Annotated in this window: 15 protein-coding genes; 11 read left to right on the top strand and 4 right to left on the bottom strand. The window is 51.2% G+C overall.

The window, feature by feature from the left end:
• Positions 1-247: 247 nt before the first annotated feature.
• The gene (locus GIB19_RS27010; protein WP_099428572.1) at positions 248-1,249 is read left to right on the top strand and encodes an NADP-dependent oxidoreductase; all 1,002 of its coding nucleotides are present in this window, start codon (positions 248-250) and stop codon (positions 1,247-1,249) included.
• A gap of 333 nt (positions 1,250-1,582) precedes the next feature.
• On the opposite strand, the gene pyrF is transcribed toward GIB19_RS27010, so the two are convergent.
• Positions 1,583-2,284 (bottom strand): orotidine-5'-phosphate decarboxylase, encoded by a 702-nt coding sequence (gene pyrF, locus GIB19_RS27005; protein ID WP_027595997.1) that lies wholly within the window; start codon positions 2,282-2,284, stop codon positions 1,583-1,585.
• Positions 2,285-2,466: 182 nt separating this feature from the next.
• On the opposite strand from pyrF, the gene GIB19_RS27000 reads away from it, so the two are divergent.
• Complete coding sequence (locus GIB19_RS27000; protein ID WP_236236133.1) at positions 2,467-2,634, top strand: DUF2897 family protein; 168 nt, start codon at positions 2,467-2,469, stop codon at positions 2,632-2,634.
• Between the two features lie 239 nt (positions 2,635-2,873).
• Here the strand turns inward: GIB19_RS27000 and GIB19_RS26995 are convergent, their stop codons facing one another.
• Both GIB19_RS26995 and pgi read right to left on the bottom strand, forming a co-directional pair.
• A complete protein-coding gene (locus GIB19_RS26995) occupies positions 2,874-3,206 on the bottom strand; it encodes a ComEA family DNA-binding protein (protein ID WP_085273731.1) in 333 nt (110 codons plus the stop codon).
• A gap of 438 nt (positions 3,207-3,644) precedes the next feature.
• On the bottom strand, positions 3,645-5,309 hold the full coding sequence (gene pgi, locus GIB19_RS26990; protein ID WP_274888704.1) for a glucose-6-phosphate isomerase: 1,665 nt from the start codon (positions 5,307-5,309) through the stop codon (positions 3,645-3,647).
• A 641-nt stretch (positions 5,310-5,950) separates the two neighbouring features.
• Between pgi and GIB19_RS26985 the strand changes: the two genes are divergently transcribed.
• From GIB19_RS26985 to galU, 5 genes are all read left to right on the top strand, one after another.
• Positions 5,951-6,742 (top strand): ABC transporter permease, encoded by a 792-nt coding sequence (locus tag GIB19_RS26985; protein ID WP_081717535.1) that lies wholly within the window; start codon positions 5,951-5,953, stop codon positions 6,740-6,742.
• Positions 6,743-6,755: 13 nt separating this feature from the next.
• Positions 6,756-7,409, top strand: a complete 654-nt coding sequence (locus GIB19_RS26980) for an ABC transporter ATP-binding protein (RefSeq protein WP_027595993.1) — start codon at positions 6,756-6,758, stop codon at positions 7,407-7,409.
• Between the two features lie 54 nt (positions 7,410-7,463).
• A complete protein-coding gene (locus GIB19_RS26975) occupies positions 7,464-8,570 on the top strand; it encodes an ABC transporter permease (protein ID WP_027595992.1) in 1,107 nt (368 codons plus the stop codon).
• The gene (locus tag GIB19_RS26970) at positions 8,563-9,648 is read left to right on the top strand and encodes a polysaccharide biosynthesis/export family protein (RefSeq protein WP_027595991.1); all 1,086 of its coding nucleotides are present in this window, start codon (positions 8,563-8,565) and stop codon (positions 9,646-9,648) included. The genes GIB19_RS26975 and GIB19_RS26970 overlap by 8 nt, the downstream gene beginning before the upstream one ends.
• Before the next feature lie 137 nt (positions 9,649-9,785).
• Positions 9,786-10,625, top strand: coding sequence for a UTP--glucose-1-phosphate uridylyltransferase GalU (galU, locus tag GIB19_RS26965; protein WP_274888703.1), 840 nt, complete (start codon positions 9,786-9,788; stop codon positions 10,623-10,625).
• Positions 10,626-10,681: 56 nt separating this feature from the next.
• Here the strand turns inward: galU and GIB19_RS26960 are convergent, their stop codons facing one another.
• Positions 10,682-11,620 carry a KpsF/GutQ family sugar-phosphate isomerase gene (locus tag GIB19_RS26960; RefSeq protein WP_274888702.1) on the bottom strand — a complete coding sequence of 313 codons (939 nt, stop codon included), beginning with the start codon at positions 11,618-11,620 and terminating at the stop codon, positions 10,682-10,684.
• 415 nt (positions 11,621-12,035) lie between these two features.
• On the opposite strand from GIB19_RS26960, the gene GIB19_RS26955 reads away from it, so the two are divergent.
• The 4 genes from GIB19_RS26955 to GIB19_RS26940 all read left to right on the top strand — a co-directional run bounded on the left by GIB19_RS26955 (position 12,036) and on the right by GIB19_RS26940 (position 16,484).
• Positions 12,036-12,797 (top strand): acyltransferase, encoded by a 762-nt coding sequence (locus tag GIB19_RS26955; RefSeq protein WP_274888701.1) that lies wholly within the window; start codon positions 12,036-12,038, stop codon positions 12,795-12,797.
• A gap of 170 nt (positions 12,798-12,967) precedes the next feature.
• A complete protein-coding gene (locus GIB19_RS26950; protein WP_274888700.1) occupies positions 12,968-14,017 on the top strand; it encodes a galactosyltransferase-related protein in 1,050 nt (349 codons plus the stop codon).
• A complete protein-coding gene (locus GIB19_RS26945) occupies positions 14,014-15,546 on the top strand; it encodes a stealth conserved region 3 domain-containing protein (RefSeq protein WP_274888697.1) in 1,533 nt (510 codons plus the stop codon). Before GIB19_RS26950 ends, GIB19_RS26945 begins: the two co-directional genes overlap by 4 nt.
• A 38-nt stretch (positions 15,547-15,584) precedes the next feature.
• Entirely contained in the window at positions 15,585-16,484 is a 900-nt protein-coding gene (locus tag GIB19_RS26940; RefSeq protein ID WP_274888696.1) for a phage baseplate protein, read from the top strand.
• The last annotated feature ends 26 nt before the right edge of the window (positions 16,485-16,510 follow it).

Here is a 16,510-nt window from a genome sequence, read left to right as displayed (position 1 = left end):
CGGCGCTCGATCTCCCGGCCACCAAACATCTTCCGCCGAACACCTGCCGGCCATTACCCAATGCCGCGCCAAACACCCACCAACCATCACCCAGCCTCTGCCCCAGAGCATAGTCACGCCCTTCCCCCCAGCGCAGCATCATCACACCCACGGTTGAGCTACCATGCCTACCAGTGATTTTGCGCTACAACCTGCATCAGCAAGGTAAATTGCCCCTACACCGATCAACTGCCCACAAGGACCCGCCATGACCCAGACCAACCGCCGCTTCCTGCTCGCCAAACGCCCGGTCGGCGCCGTGCGCCGTGACGACTTCAGCTTCGAGGCAGTACCCGCCGAACAGCCCGGCGAAGGCCAGATTCTGGTGCGCAACCTGTACCTGTCCCTCGACCCCGCCATGCGCGGCTGGATGAACGAAGGCAAGTCCTATATCCCCCCGGTCGCCCTCGGCCAAGTGATGCGCGCCCTCGGCGTCGGCGAAGTGGTGGCCTCCAACCACCCCGACTACAAACCCGGTGACCACGTCAGCGGCCCGCTCGGCGTGCAGGACTACTTCACCGGCGAGCCCCAAGGCCTGCACAAGATCGACCCCAGCCTCGCCCCCCTGCCCCGCTACCTCTCGGCCCTGGGCATGACCGGCATGACCGCCTACTTCGCCCTGCTCGAAGTCGGCCAGCCCAAAGCCGGTGACACCGTGGTCATCTCCGGCGCCGCCGGCGCAGTCGGCAGCATCGTCGGGCAGATCGCCAAGCTCAAAGGCTGCCACGTGGTCGGCATCGCCGGCGGCGCCGAAAAATGCCAATACCTCAAGGACGAACTCGGCTTCGACGGCGTCATCGACTACAAGGCCGAAGACGTGCTGGCCGGCCTCAAGCGCGAATGCCCGAAAGGGGTAGACGTGTACTTCGACAACGTCGGCGGCGAGATCCTCGATGCCGTGCTCACCCGCATCAACCTCAAGGCCCGCATCGTCATCTGCGGCGCCATCAGCCAGTACAACAACAAAGAAGCCGTCAAAGGCCCAGCCAACTACCTGTCCCTGCTGGTGAACCGAGCGCGCATGGAAGGCTTTGTGGTGTTTGACCATGCCAAGGATTACGGCAAAGCCGCGCAGGAAATCGCCGGCTGGCTGGCCGCTGGCAAAGTGAAGAGTAAGGAAGATGTGGTGGAAGGGTTGGAAACCTTCCCAGAGACGCTGCTCAAGCTGTTCAGCGGCGAGAATTTTGGCAAGTTGGTGTTGAAGGTCTGACTGCGTAGGCCCTAGATTTCAGTGCCTGTCTCGATTGTTGTGTCGGGGCGTAAATCGAGCGCCGCCCGCGCGGCGCATCGCGAGCAACGCTCGCTCCTACGTTTGTTTTTGGCCAATAACGCCTGTGACAGGCGCACGCGACCGCCTTGGCGCATGGCGCGATATCGTGTCGTGCAAACAAGGCGGTCGCGCGCGTTTGCCCCAGGAATAACTGGCCCGAAACAAACGTAGGAGCGAGCGTTGCTCGCGATGCGCCGCGCGGGCGGCGCTCGATCTCACAGGCACCAAAACTGCGACGGCGAACCCCTACCGACGCAAACGCAACCCAGCCCCTTACCCGCGAATTTCAGCTACAACCGCAGCCAAAGCCTGTGCCGGGTCCGCCGCCTGGCTGATCGGCCGCCCGATCACCAAGTAATCCGAGCCAGCATCCAACGCCTGGCGCGGGGTCAAAATGCGGCGCTGGTCATCCTGGGCGCTACCCGCCGGTCGAATACCCGGGGTCACCAGTTGCAGCGAAGGGTGCGCAGCCTTCAGTGCGGTCGCCTCCAGCGCCGAGCACACCAGCCCGTCCATGCCCGCCTTCTCGGCCAAGGCCGCCAGGCGCAGCACTTGTTCTTGCGGATCAACATCCAGGCCGATACCCGCCAGGTCTTCACGCTCCATGCTGGTCAGCACGGTCACGCCAATCAGCAACGGCTGCGGGCCGCTGCGCTTGGCCAGCACTTCCCGGCAGGCCGACATCATGCGCAGGCCACCGGAGCAATGCACGTTGACCATCCAAACGCCCATCTCGGCGGCTGCCTTGACGGCCATGGCCGTGGTGTTGGGGATGTCGTGGAACTTGAGGTCGAGGAATACTTCGAAGCCCTTGGCACACAGGGTCTCGACGATGCCCGAGGCACTGCTGGTGAACAGCTCCTTGCCAACCTTTACCCGGCACAGTGCAGGGTCAAGCTGGTCAGCCAGCTTCAGAGCGGCCTCACGGGTAGGGAAGTCGAGGGCGACGATCAGGGGCGTCTGGCAGGCGGACATGGTCAGGGTCTCTTGGCAAGTCGAAAACGGCGCGCATTGTAAACGAAGTGACGCAGGCTTTGGGGGCCGCGGGTCATGGAATTGGCCCTGCAAGGCCTGACTTCTATAATTGAACCAAAGGAACCGGCAATTGCTCAAATTTCATACAAGCGCCGCCCCATGATCATCAAAGGAGAACGACAATGCCCTGGTATGCCTGGCTGATACTCATCATAGCCCTCGGCTCGATTGTCGGCGGCTTGATGATGCTGCGAGATACGGCGAAAAAACTGCCGTTGACGGATGAGCAACTGCGCAAGGTGCATGAGCGCAATGCTGAGGCTGATGCAAAGGACTCTCAGGACCGCTAAATCCCCTGCCCCATTCCCTGTAGAAGACAGCAACGTCCATTCGACGTCGCTGTCATGCCAAATGAAAAGGCCTTAGTCCGCCCCTTCTCTAACCTGTGGGAGCGGGCTTGCCCGCGAAGAATCCAACACACTCTCCGCTCGAGTTCCCGCTGACTTTATCTACACCTCTCCATGGCCAATTGATGCATACGTCCATAAATGGGCTGAGCCAAGCATCGCCTGCCCAGCCCGACTGCTGATTACTCCACCATTACCTTGTCCCGATTACGCTCCAGCAACGCATTGCCGATTCCCTTGATCTCCAGCAGCTCATCCACCGACGCGAATGGGCCGTTGGCTTCCCGGTAGGCGACGATCGCTTCAGCCTTGGCCTTGCCGATGCCGTTCAGTTCTTTTTGCAGGGTTGGGGCATCGGCCTTGTTCAGGTCTAGTCGGGTGGTCTGAGCTTCCATGTGGGTGACGATTGGTACTGGTTCCTGCATGGCGGTGGTGCTGGCGGGGGCGGCGCTGACCGAGAAGGACAGGCTGGCGAACAGGGGCAGAAGCAGGTAGGACAGAACGGTATTGCGCATTAGGAATCACTCCTTGGGTTGGTCTTATCTAGCAGCAGCTTTCCTTTGGCTGCGCAATCAACCCTAGCGGTATTCCATTGTTCTAACTAGACAGGCGGCTCGATGAATCGTTACCAAATGGGACAGTAAATAGCGGAGCTCCGTATACCCATATAAAGCGCTCAGGCCCCACACTTCACATGATGACTAGCCTTAATCCAAATATTTTATAACCTGCACGAAAAACACCTCAGCGTGATACTTAAATTCGGACTTCTGACTGTGAAAAGTCCTACAAAAACGCAAGCAAAGTGGTTCGCTCCTTAAAACGAGAATCGACACCTAACTAGCGTAGATATAGGGCGCGCACTTGCGGGGCCACATTCGTAAACCGCTCGTGCCCATTGCTTCTCAGCAATGAGCAGGAGCGATTCGCTTATGACTTCTCGGCAAAAACAATCAGCCGCGGTGGCGACCACGGAAGTAATTGATCAGACCTTGCGTTGAGCCATCTTCAGCAGCGTCATCGTTACTTCCGACTAAACGCCCGTATACGCCGTTGCCCAGCTCCTTACCCAGCTCGACCCCCCACTGATCGAAGGCATTCACACCCCAGATCACGCTCTGCACGAAGACTTTATGCTCGTACATTGCAACCAGTGCACCAAGACGGCGCGGGTTAATGCGTTCGACAACCAAGGTATTACTTGGGCGGTTACCCGGGATCACTTTATGCGGGGCCAGCTTCTCGATATCTGCTTCATTCAGGCCTTTTTCCCGCAGCTCGCTTTCTGCCTCATCGCGGGTCTTGCCCAGCATCAACGCCTGACTCTGCGAAAGGCAGTTGGCGTACAGCCATTGATGATGGTCAACCACTGGGTTGAAACTCACTACCGGTACGATGAAGTCAGCAGGGATAAGGTGGGTGCCCTGGTGCAACAGCTGGTGATAAGCATGTTGCCCGTTGCAGCCAACGCCGCCCCAAATCACAGGGCCGGTTTCGGTCTTCACCGGCGTTCCATCCTGCAGGACGCTCTTGCCATTGGACTCCATGTCCAGCTGTTGTAAATGCTTGGTGATGTTGCGCAGGTAATGGTCATACGGCAGGATCGCATGGCTGCGGGCGCCCCAGAAGTTGCCATACCAGACCCCCAGCAGGGCCAGCAGCACCGGCATGTTCTGATCGAACGGCGCGGTCTGGAAGTGCTGGTCCATGGTGTAGGCACCCGACAGCAGCTCCTTGAAGTTGGCGGTACCGATGGCCAAGGCGATCGGCAGGCCGATGGCCGACCACAGCGAATAGCGCCCACCGACCCAGTCCCACATCGGGAAGATGTTCTCTTCACGGATACCGAAGGCGACGGCGGCAGCCTTATTGCTGGAGACGGCAATGAAGTGCCGGTACAACTCGGATTCCGCCCCGCCATGGGCCAAGTACCAGGTGCGCGCAGCCATGGCGTTCTTCAACGTCTCTAACGTGTTGAACGACTTCGACGAGACAATGAACAGGGTGGTTTCGGCGCGCAGGTTGGCCGACAGTTCGTGGAACTCACTGCCGTCGATGTTAGCCAAGTAATGGCAGCGTACGCCGCGTTGTGCGTAGGGCAGCAGCGCTTCGGAGACCAGTTCAGGGCCGAGGAACGAGCCGCCGATGCCGATGTTGACCACGTCGGTGATCGGCTTTTCGCTGTAACCGCGCCACAGACCGTTATGAATGCGTCCGACCAGTTCGGTGATCTGGTTGAGCACCTTGTGCACTTCTGGCATCACGTTGACGCCGTTGACGCTGAGCTTGTCGCCCACCGGGCGGCGCAGGGCGGTGTGCAGCACCGGACGGCCTTCGGAGGCGTTGATGATCTCGCCGCTGAACATCGACTTGATCGCATCCTGCAGGCCGACTTCGTTGGCCAGGTTCACCAGCAGGTCGCGGCTTTGCTCGGTGATCAGGTTTTTCGAGTAGTCGAGGAACAGGCCGCAACTGCTCAGGGAGAATTGATCAAAGCGCTTGGCATCAGCGGCGAAGGCTTCGCGCATGCTGAAGTTCTGCATGGCCTCACGGTGGTGCTGAAGCGCCTGCCAGGCAGGGAGGGCCGTCACATCACGGGGGTTACGGTAGTACGGCATTGCGAATGATTTCCTTGATGCATAATCTGTCCATGAACAACAGCCAGCTGCTGCCAATTTCGGCGGGCATTATAGGCACTGTGCTCGCTAGGGGAATGGCTGACGGGATAAATTGTAAGCTTGGCACCCATCCCTAAAAATCCTTATGCGCCTATCGGTACCGATCCGGTAGGTCTCACGCCCCAATCAAGCCTGACTGATTTGATGCACGCAAACCAATCAGGCAAGCCCTAGACAACCTACTCGTAAGCAACTGAATTCTATAACCAAGATGGGTAAATTACAGTCAGACAGATAAGGGGGGTTGATATCATATTGACATCACCCCGCCAGCAATCCTCCCACATGACACAAACCGGTTTTTTGCAACTCTGCTGACATACGGATCTTGCAGCAAACTCGTCCGATGGGTTGAGAGCTGACTGAAGCGACATCGTGGCAGATGGAGTGCACGGAGCCGGCGAATGATTGCAATTTCGCTCAATTTTCTTGACGCTTGCGTCTCATCGAATTAACCTCGCGCACCTTAGAACATGGAAGTATCCGGGATATCCCCAGCCTACCCGCCACGGGAATCGGGCCTTTCGTGAAGATGAATTCCGGCGTGCCTAGGCGCGCTGCTTTGCTTTGCGGTCGCCATCTTGAAGCCTCGTTCCTGTCTACAAATCCAGAAATCAGTTATTTTCGCACTCGTTTTACGTGAAGCGCGCGCACGCGTCGGCGACAGCCGTCTCGGGGCCGTGTGGATGCTGTTAGAACCCCTGGTTCACCTCCTTCTTTTTTCCTTGCTCTTTGCAATGCTACGAGGCCGCACCGTATCTGGTGTCGAATACCCGGTGTTCATTTTAGTCGGCATGGCGCCCTTCCTACTCTACCGAAATACTGCCCTGCGGCTCATGGACAGCCTTCGAGAGAACCGATCACTGTTTGGCTACAAACAGATCAAACCACTGGATACCTATGTTGCACGGGTCATTGTCGAGACCTGCATTGCGGCCACAGTTTACGCTCTCCTGGTTTTTGGCTTTGCCTGGTTTGGATTCGACATGTCAATCCATAGTCCATTGGAGTGGGTCTTTACATTGCTTTTGGGTTTGCTGTTCGCCTTCGGCTTGGGGATGTTCCTCGCTTTGGTCACCCACGCCTTGCCCAGCCTTAAGATCGTCATTCGCATGGCGTTCTTCCCCCTGTACTTTATCTCCGGCGTACTGATCCCTGCATCGTACCTGCCACAGACTATGATGCCGGTGTTACTGCTGAACCCTTTCCTGCACATCCTTGAGCTAATCCGTGCAGAAGTGCTGCCACACTACACCCCGGTCGACGGCGTCTCCGTGACCTATGTGTTTACCTTCACCCTGGTATTGCTGTTCCTGTCCCTTGGTGCGTACCGCGCCCGCAGGATGCATCTGATTTCCACCAAGAACGGTTAAGTACAGGCCAAACGTGTTCGAACTCAGAAACGTCACTAAGTCTTACCTCACCCCTAAAGGGCGCCGGTATGTCTTTCGCAACCTATCGCTGGCTATACCGCCCGGAAAGAACATTGGTCTCATAGGCCGAAATGGGGCAGGCAAATCCACTCTCATGCGGTTGCTGGGTGGTGCCGATGTTCCGGACTCCGGCACGATTGCCACCGACCGAAGCATTTCATGGCCTGTTGGTTTGACGGGCGGCTTCCAAGGCAGCATGACGGGGCGCGACAACATCAAGTTCGTATGTCGAATTTACGGAGCCACCGGCGAAGCGATGCGCGAAAAAGTACGCTATGTCCAAGAATTCGCGGAAATAGGCGACTGGATTGACGAGCCGATCAAAACATACTCATCTGGCATGCGCTCGAGGGTTGCATTTGGGTTGAGCATGGCTTTCGACTTCGATTACTACTTGATTGACGAAGTCATGTCTGTAGGTGATGCGCAGTTCAAACGCAAATGCGCAGAAGTTTTTAAAGATAAACTCCAGAGATCGAATGTCGTATTAGTTTCTCACTCAATGCCTGAGATTGAAAAACTTTGTGATGTAGTCCTTCTTGTGCGCAACGGCGGCATCCAGGTATACGACGATGTTGCCAAAGGCATTGAAGCTTACAATAGTTGATTAAACTCTTTTCCAATTAAGCAGCACCGTTCCACTTGAAGGATGCATCCAACTATGAGCAGTACGGGTAAAAAGAAGGAATGGCGCCTTACGATCGCCATGGTGATTTTGCCAATGATATTGGCAGCCGTGTACTACGGGGTGTTTGCTGTTGATCGCTATGTAAGCTCCGCACAGGTTGTAGTACGTCAAGATGGCGGCACCCCAGGCGCTCAGGTACCAGGTCTGGCTACTCTGTTGACAGGTGCCAACCCTGCCTCTAGAGAGGAGACTCTTTATCTCCGTGAATTCATCACCTCTATGGACATGATGCTGCTTCTTGAAGAAAAAGCACATTGGATCGAGCAGTTTTCAGCCCAGCGCAGCGATGTGTTTTTCTGGCTGGACGAGAATGCTCCGCGTGAGAATTTGCTTAAGTATTACCAGCGCATGGTCTCTGCACATTATGATGAAACCACTGGCCTTCTGCGCGTTGAAGTTCAGGCATTTACGCCAGAACTGTCCGAGCAGATGCTGCGCATAATCCTTCAAGCTAGCGAACATTTCGTTAACGAAGTGAGCCACAACATAGCCCGCGAACAAATGAAATTCGCTCAAAGCGAATTGGAAAGCGCTCGAATCAATTATGCCAAGCGTAAAACTGAACTTATGGACTTCCAGAACATCAACAAAGTTCTGGACGGCGCGAATACTGCGCAGAGCCGGGCAACTATTATTGCCGACTTAGAGAGCCAGTATACAAAGGAGCAAGCCAGCCTGACGGAAATGTCGTTCAAGTTGCGTAGTGATGCTCCCCAAATACGTCAACAGAAGCAAAAAGTCGAAGCCATTACTCAACAATTAGCTAAAGAAAAGCGATTGCTCGTTTCTTCGCCAAAAGGCTCTCAACTTAACGTTGTTGCTTCACGCTTCCAACAACTGACCCTCGACGCCGGGATTGCTGAGGAAACTTACAAAGCATCTGTAGCAGCGCTTGATAATGCCCGCATCGAAGCGAGCAAAAAAATTCGTACCCTGGTCACTGTAGTCAGCCCCAACACCCCGCAGCTCGCCCTCTACCCAGAGCGCTGGTACAACCTGGCAACTATTTTGCTTGGCCTGTTGATGCTTTACGGCATCACCCGCTTCATTCTGGCGTCGATCGAGGATCATCGTGATTAAATCCCTGGCTTTATCTCGTAATTTTAATCTGAAGCTAGCAGCGGTGGCGCTTGCGACACTTGGCTTGGCTGGTTGCGGTGGAACCCTCTCAGGTGCTGGACCTTACAAAGGCGCAATCGAGAAAAAATCAGAGCAGTACATTCTCGTAGACATTAACGCGACCTCGATCGCACCTTACATGCAGGGGGCGCCACGTCCGGCTGTGAGCTCCGTGACTACACCAGTTTCACCAGAAGTCAGATTGATGTCCGGTGATACACTCAACGTACTCATTGCCGATACGGCTCCGGAAGGGTCTGCACTTTTTGCTCCGCTGGCCACCGGCGGCACTCAGCTTAAAACTCGTATCGACTCTCAAGGAATGCTGTCACTACCCTACGTCGGCAGACAGTTCGTGGCAGGCATGACTCTCAATCAAGTAGAGAACATGATCCGACGTCAGCTGAAAGGAATTACCACGGACGTTCAAACTCATGTTGAATTGGTCGGCGACCTCTCCGGCTCAGTACTAGTAGCAGGAGCAGTGAAAACCCCCGGTCGTTTCAGCACTTTGCAAGGGCCGTTGACTCTGCTGGATGCAGTCAACCAAGCAGGCGGGCCTGTACTGGAATCTCATTTAGTTAATGTCACAGTGCGCAACGGTACTCAAGTACAGCAATTCAACTATGAGGACGTGCTTGCTGGCAATAACATGATTCTGCGCCCTAACTCTGAAGTAGTTCTAGACCGAGCACGCCAACGGTTTGTAGCTATGGGGGCTGTAGGTGAACCTGGCTTGAAAGATCTCCCAAGTAAGAACACAACCTTACTAGATGCCTTGGGGTCTGTAGGCGGTCTGCGTGAACAAAACGCCAACCCTGAGGGTGTTTTTGTCTTCCGCATGCCTACCGGCGAGAATACAAAGCCGACTGTATTGCGTTTGAATATGAGAGATCCAGCAGCAATCTTTTACGCACGACAGATTGCCATCAAACCGGATGACACCATTTACGTGACTAATGCCGCAGTTTACGAATGGCAAAAAATCATCTCTCCTATTGTACAAACAATGATAATAGGCAGAACCACCGGACTATAAATAAGCGACCAATAACTCCGCCAACCCAAAAGGCTGATCGTTATTGCGTTACAACACTGAGTAATTTCGGACATAACCGTGAGCTTACCTCACGGTTTTTCCTACCCACACCTCGAAGCAGCTAAAGACTGGAAATTATGATCAAGAAATGCCTTTTCCCAGCCGCCGGATACGGCACCCGCTTCCTGCCCGCTACCAAAGCCATGCCGAAGGAAATGCTGCCGGTGGTCAACAAACCACTGATTCAGTACGGCGTTGAGGAGGCACTGGATGCCGGCCTGAGCGAGATTTCCATCGTCACGGGCCGAGGAAAGCGTTCTCTGGAAGATCATTTCGACATTAGCTACGAGCTGGAGAACCAGATCAAGGGCACTGACAAGGAAAAATACCTAGTCGGCATCCGTCGCCTGCTGGATGAGTGCTCTTTCTCATATACCCGTCAGACCGAAATGAAGGGCTTGGGCCACGCGATTCTCACCGGCCGCCCTTTAATCGGCGAAGAACCGTTTGCCGTAGTCCTAGCGGATGACCTCTGCGTTAACCCGAACGGAGACGGCGTACTGACTCAGATGGTAAAACTATACAAACAGTTCCGCTGCTCAATCATCGCTATCCAGGAAGTCGACCCTCAAGAAACCAATAAGTACGGTGTGATTGCCGGCGACATGATCCGTGAAGATATCTTCCGAGTGACAAATATGGTCGAGAAGCCTGCGCCTGAAGACGCGCCCTCGAACTTAGCTATCATCGGTCGCTACATTCTGACGCCCGACATTTTCGACATCATCTTGAACACTCCGCCTGGTAAAGGTGGTGAGATCCAGATCACTGACGCCCTGATGCAGCAAGCGCAAAGCGGTTGTGTCATAGCGTACAAATTCAAAGGCCAGCGTTTTGACTGCGGCGGCGCTGAAGGTTACATTGACGCAACAAACTTTTGCTTCCAAAATTATTACAAAGCTGGCAAAGCTTACTAAATGATCACAAGGGAAAGGCCAGAATGAATGGCCTTTCCTGCTTTCCGAGTGGAAAGTTAATCGAAAATTTCAACTATACCCAATACTTCACCACTTCCGGCCCCTAGAACCGCCAACGCGCGAACTTTATTTTCTCGCATGTAGCTTTCAGCCTCTGACAACTGCGCAGAATCGAGAATTGTATGAGGATTAGGTGTCATAAAATACTGAACACTTTCCCTGACCACATCGGGACTTTCAAGCAACGCCCTTCTCAAGTCCCCGTCCGTTACAATACCTACAAGCTCACCATTATTATCTGTAACCAATGTTAAACCTAGCCGACTTTGGGTCATCATCGACAGACAGTCATGAAAACTTGTATCAGGTGCCACTATCGGCGCAGGAGAATGCATAACATCACATACGCGTGTCAGTAATTTTCGACCCAAGCTTCCACCAGGATGAAATCGCGCAAAATCCATGGGCTTAAACTGAAGCGCATCAATAAGCGCAACTGCTAACGCATCACCCATTGCCATGGTCGCGAGCGTAGATGTAGTAGGCGCCAGGTTATTTGGGCAAACCTCCCGCTCAACTGAAATATCAAGCCAAATATCAGCGTTCTTGGCAAGCGTCGACCGACCATTGCCTGTCATCGCAATGATGGTATTGCCAAACGAGCGAAGACTTGGCAGTAGCTTTATTAACTCCTCAGTCTCACCGCTATAGCTTATCAAGATCAAAACATCGATTGACTTGAGCATCCCCAAATCACCGTGAAACGCCTCTGCCGGATGGAGAAAAAAACTTGGTGTTCCGGTTGAGGCAAAAGTGGCTACCATCTTTTGCCCAATCAAACCTGACTTGCCCATACCGCAGACAACCGTGCGACCTTTACAGCCCAAGATTACTTGAACTGCACTTTGAAACTCACCATCCAGACGGTGCGCTAGCTGGTTTATCGCTTGGGCTTGGGCAACAAGCGCTTCCTTGGCGATTAGGAGATGATTCATTTCCACCTCATGGGCGTATTAGCAAAGAAACAATACTAAAGCTTTCAGCAAGCCCTGCAAAGCAGGATCGGGCAAAGCCACTGCTTTCCATCCCAATTTTTGGCCGAACCAAGGCCCAATTTCGTAAGCACCTACAGAAGCAAGGCCTCATGACTGCTGGCCTGCGGCGCAGGCTGAGAATAGCTTGGCGGTGTCAAATATCTCTCGCCCGCGGACAAGCTAGGCGTATGCGACTAAATCGCTTGCGAGCCACGAACAATTAGTAAGGGCAGCCGGCGCGTTGAACAAATGACGCCCGATTAGGCGTGCCACTCTCTTCCACCTCCACACTTAGTAGCATGTCGCGGACGCAGTGTGCAATAATTGATGCTCGCTTCCATAACTAGACACCATTGACTGAGCACACCGCTAACACATGATTATCGTTAATACCATAAGACCATACAAAGATGAACACAACAATGAAATCTTTTGCGACGAAGAGATCAAAACCGCTAGAGTTGTATTCTATGGGAAGAACAATAAACTCGTAGTTAAAAAAGGAAGTAAAATCAAAGGAGGGATTTACTTCGAATGCAATAACGGCACATGCCATATAGGGCAAAATCGATTCAAGGGCTTTATACGATTAGGAGAAGACTGCACCGTAACCATAAACGATAAAGTTACCTGCACAAATGATTGCCTGATTACCGCCGCCGAAGGAATATCGGTAACTATAGGTGAGGATTGCATGCTTGCTTCCGACATCCAAATACGCGCAGATGACGGCCATCCAATTTTTGATGTTAAGTCAGAGAAACGGATAAACATGCCTAAGTCGGTCAACATCGGAGCTCATACCTGGATCGGGGGAAGAGTAACAATATTGAGCGGCGCGAATGTTGGACAGGGTAGTGTTATCGGTTTTGGCAGTATAGTAAAGGGTAAAATACCGAACAACTGTGTAGCTGCGGGGGCTCCCATTAGAGTGGTTCGAAAGAATATCGCGTGGGAACGTCCTCACCTCAATCATGTCGCCCCTCCTTACAAGCCAGATGCTTCATTTGTATCCAAGTCCCCCTACTGGAATAGTACAATTGAAGAAGTCGCATCCATTGAAGAACCCGCACCCATTATAGAGCCCCATTGGACTAAACGCATTCTTCAAAAGCTAGGAATTAAAATAGGCGAATAACAAATGAATTCACTTAAGCGCATTAGTCGTTTGTCGCTGAACCCCACCCAGCATTTGCCATCTTCATTTATGCTAGCTAAACCTCTTGATTTGGCCTTTATAGTAGATAGACAATCAGCCCAAGAAACAAGAGACTGCATTAGCGATTTTGAAAACTTACGGATAAGATAATGCTGCGAATCACAGAAGCTCAAAATATTGAACCTTGCAGATTGGATCATCTAGAGCATCTTACAGCTATCGTTCCTTTAGACCTGGAATTCCGAGCGAAGGACATACTAGCCAAAGTTAGACTGATGGTTGAACTTTGTCACGGTTCATCACTCAAGATCGTATTTGCCCATAACGATCGTAAAACAGCAGCGGATGCTCAACTAAAACAATCCCTCCGCGATATAAATAATGTATCGCTAATATCAGGGCACTTTTACGAAGGCACTGTTAACTCAGGGCTTCTAAGAAATATCGCGTTCGAAGCTGTTCAAACAGAGCACTTGGTGTTATTGGATGTAGATCTATGGCTTGATCTAAATATACTATCCAAATATCTTGCCAAAATCATCAAAAATGAAGAATCATTCACAATAATTCCTTGCCTCTATCTATCCGAGGCCGGTAGCAGGTCCTTGGTTTCCCGAGACAAGTCCACTAACCTATTAAAAGAACAGTACTTTTCTTTCTCTCGGAAAGAATTTTTGCACTTGGCGAATCCCTCGTCTATCGTAATACTACGAAGTGATGATTATAAAATTCTGAACGGGTTCGATGTTACCTTTGCAGGTCACGGATACGAAGATTTTGACTTCCTTCTCAGACTTGCTGTATTACGTTCAAAAATCAGCCCTGCTCTAGACTTTTTTGAGAACGCGACGATGAGAGCTCCCCTTTTTGCACAAGGATTTAGACGGGAGATCGGGCGCTTTTGTCTAACACCATTATTAGAAAAAGATTTCTTCCTTCACATATTTCATCAAAAACCTAACGAAAGTACTTTATATTATTCACTCCGCCAAAAAAATTATCTTTATTTTTGCGAGAAACATAAAGCCTTCGTTGACGGCGAGCGACCGGTCGATCCAACACTGATGACGGAGTTTATAAATCTATGTTCAAGTACCGAAAGGAGAGTACAAGACTATTCGATTTATTTTGAGAACAAGCCTGGCCACGTAGACAGATATGACACTTTTCGGAAGCGGCTTAAGTTTTTATTTAAATGAAAAAAAAACTGATTTCCCCAAAGCTTGAAAAATTGGTTAGTGATCCGAATCGATTTTTTTTAGATTTCTTTCGAAAACGGGTTAATAAAACGAAGGTGCATGTGATTCGTCAACGCAGCACCCAGTCCGCAGCGAAAAAGCTCTCCGCGGCGGATCTAAATATGGTTAAGCAATTCGGTATACCGAGTTTCGTCATCAGTAAACTGAAATGCCCACATGGTGTCAGTGACGGTACTGATCCACGAAGCCTCCTCGTCAATGGCTGTCATCTCAAAGACACGTTAGAACTGATTGATTTAATCAGAGGCTCCTTCGGGCTTACAACATTACTATATGACCACGAACGGAGCGCGGTTATATACGCGGACGAAAATGCGCTACCTTTATCCAATGCAGCCTCCAAAGAATTTTCCAAAGCATCACAGTTTATTATAGAGTTTTCTGATCCTGAACATGAATTAGACACTGTTTTAAGAATTTACCTAAGCGATCATACAGAAGACGGCTACTCAGCACTTCGCTCTAACCACGCCTGGGTTAAGAAATTAAAACTTGAAGAATATTCAAACTTGCAGTCTAAGTACATCAACGATCTTTGTCGCAAACCAATAGATGCCGTCATCACTTGGGTTGACTGCACTGATGAAGGATGGCAGTCCGCTTGGAATGAAACATATCCCGATAGGCAATTTGACCTCGACCGCTTCACAAGCAACGAAGAACTCCGGTATTCGCTAAGGTCAATTAACAAATATGCGCCTTGGTTCAATAAAATATTCATTGTTAGCAATTGCGAACGCCCATTATGGCTGTCGGAAAACGATGGGAAGGTTCAATGGGTCACGCATGATGAGATTTTTCCATCAGCCTCGACTCTACCGACATTCAACTCTCACGCAATAGAATCTTGCCTCCATAGAATACGCGGACTTTCAGAAAACTTTGTTTATTTCAATGACGACTTCTTAATCTCTTTACCATGTCGACCGAACGATTTTTTTGACGAGTACAATCGCCCCATTTTGTATTTCGAGGAGTGTACTCCCGCACTGTCAGGGTCCCCTCACACTGAAACCCCTGACTATCTACGCGCATCCATGAACTCAAGCGAACTAATATATGAATCTTTTAAGCATCGCCCACGACTTCAACATAAGCATGTTCCATACGCACTAAAGAAATCGATTCTAGAAGAGATGGAGGTACGCTTCATTCATGAATTTAATAGAACTCGTAACTCACGCACCAGATCAGCCACCGACATCAATGTAGCTTCTTTTTTCTTCCAGCACTACATCAGAGCGACTGGTCGGGCGTCAACAGCCAAGGTCGCAAACTTTACCGCTAAGCCTCACACTGCCGCCAAATTACTTAATTACAACTCATTGAAGTATAAATTTATTTGCATCAATGACGGCGGCGACAGTGCAAAAAACAGTAAGTACAAAGAACTGTCAAAATCATTCTTTGAAGAGCGCTATCCTGAATTACCAATTTGGGAAGTCTGCGAATCAATATCCGGAGACTAGAAATGGTAACGAGACGCACCTTTACAGGTGGGCTGCTTGTGACGTTCATCGCCACTTATGCCAATGCCTTAACCCTTGGAGCTAAGAATCGAGGCGCTGACCAGCCATATTTCACATTGCTGTTGCCTTCTGACTATGATGCACAGGATTTAGCGCTTCAATCATTTGCTATTGACGATCACGGAGGTAGGCTTTACGCACAATTTGTAACCCATGAGAGACCTTCTCAGACGACCATTATGGAATATGACCTTACCCCAAACGGGAGGGGGCTACCCGTAACCATACGTCAACCGACTAGGGAAATAGGCCATCAGGGCCTTAGCTTGGAAAATGTCAGTGATGGGCCGCACCTCTGGGCCGCAGCACCTGGCAGAAGCTGGGAAGCCGTAAGATTTAAGTATAACTTCGATGGGCGTTTAGACATCCAACACTACAAATTATTTGACGATTCCTATATGCGGTTTTCAATAACAGTCGCTATAAGCTATGACCAGAAGTGGCTTATCGCAACCAGTAGAAAAACAAAAGAGTATGGTGGGTCCAATACCATACGAATATTCGAGCTTCAGAAAGTTCTGAGGAACGATAGCAGAGATCTTTCGAACTCTTTCGAATATGAGTGGTCAATACCTACCCAACGTCGATTCCCCGTACAGGGTATTGCATCCAATCAAGACATCGTCGCCATCTCGTATGGAACTTCAAAGGCGAACGAATCTAAACCTGTGTTTGTTTATACTATTGAAGGCACAGCGCAAGGAATGATTCCTGACATTAACCCAGGCAAGAACAGCCTATTACCTAGACAATCATATGAACCTGAAGGACTTTGCTATAGTCGAGTTGGCGAAAAAGGGACGCCAGTATTGTTTGTAGGCGTCACCACAGGAAGGAAAGAAACAGGCCGTCAACGTGCAATATATGAACTTAAATAAAGCCCATGCAATATCCGAAAGCGCCC

Source organism: Pseudomonas sp. ITEM 17296 (assembly GCF_028895205.1).
Classification (GTDB): Bacteria; Pseudomonadota; Gammaproteobacteria; order Pseudomonadales; family Pseudomonadaceae; genus Aquipseudomonas; species Aquipseudomonas kermanshahensis.
The sequence above is the reverse complement of the archived record's forward strand: the minus strand, read 5'-3'. Positions and strand labels throughout refer to the sequence as shown.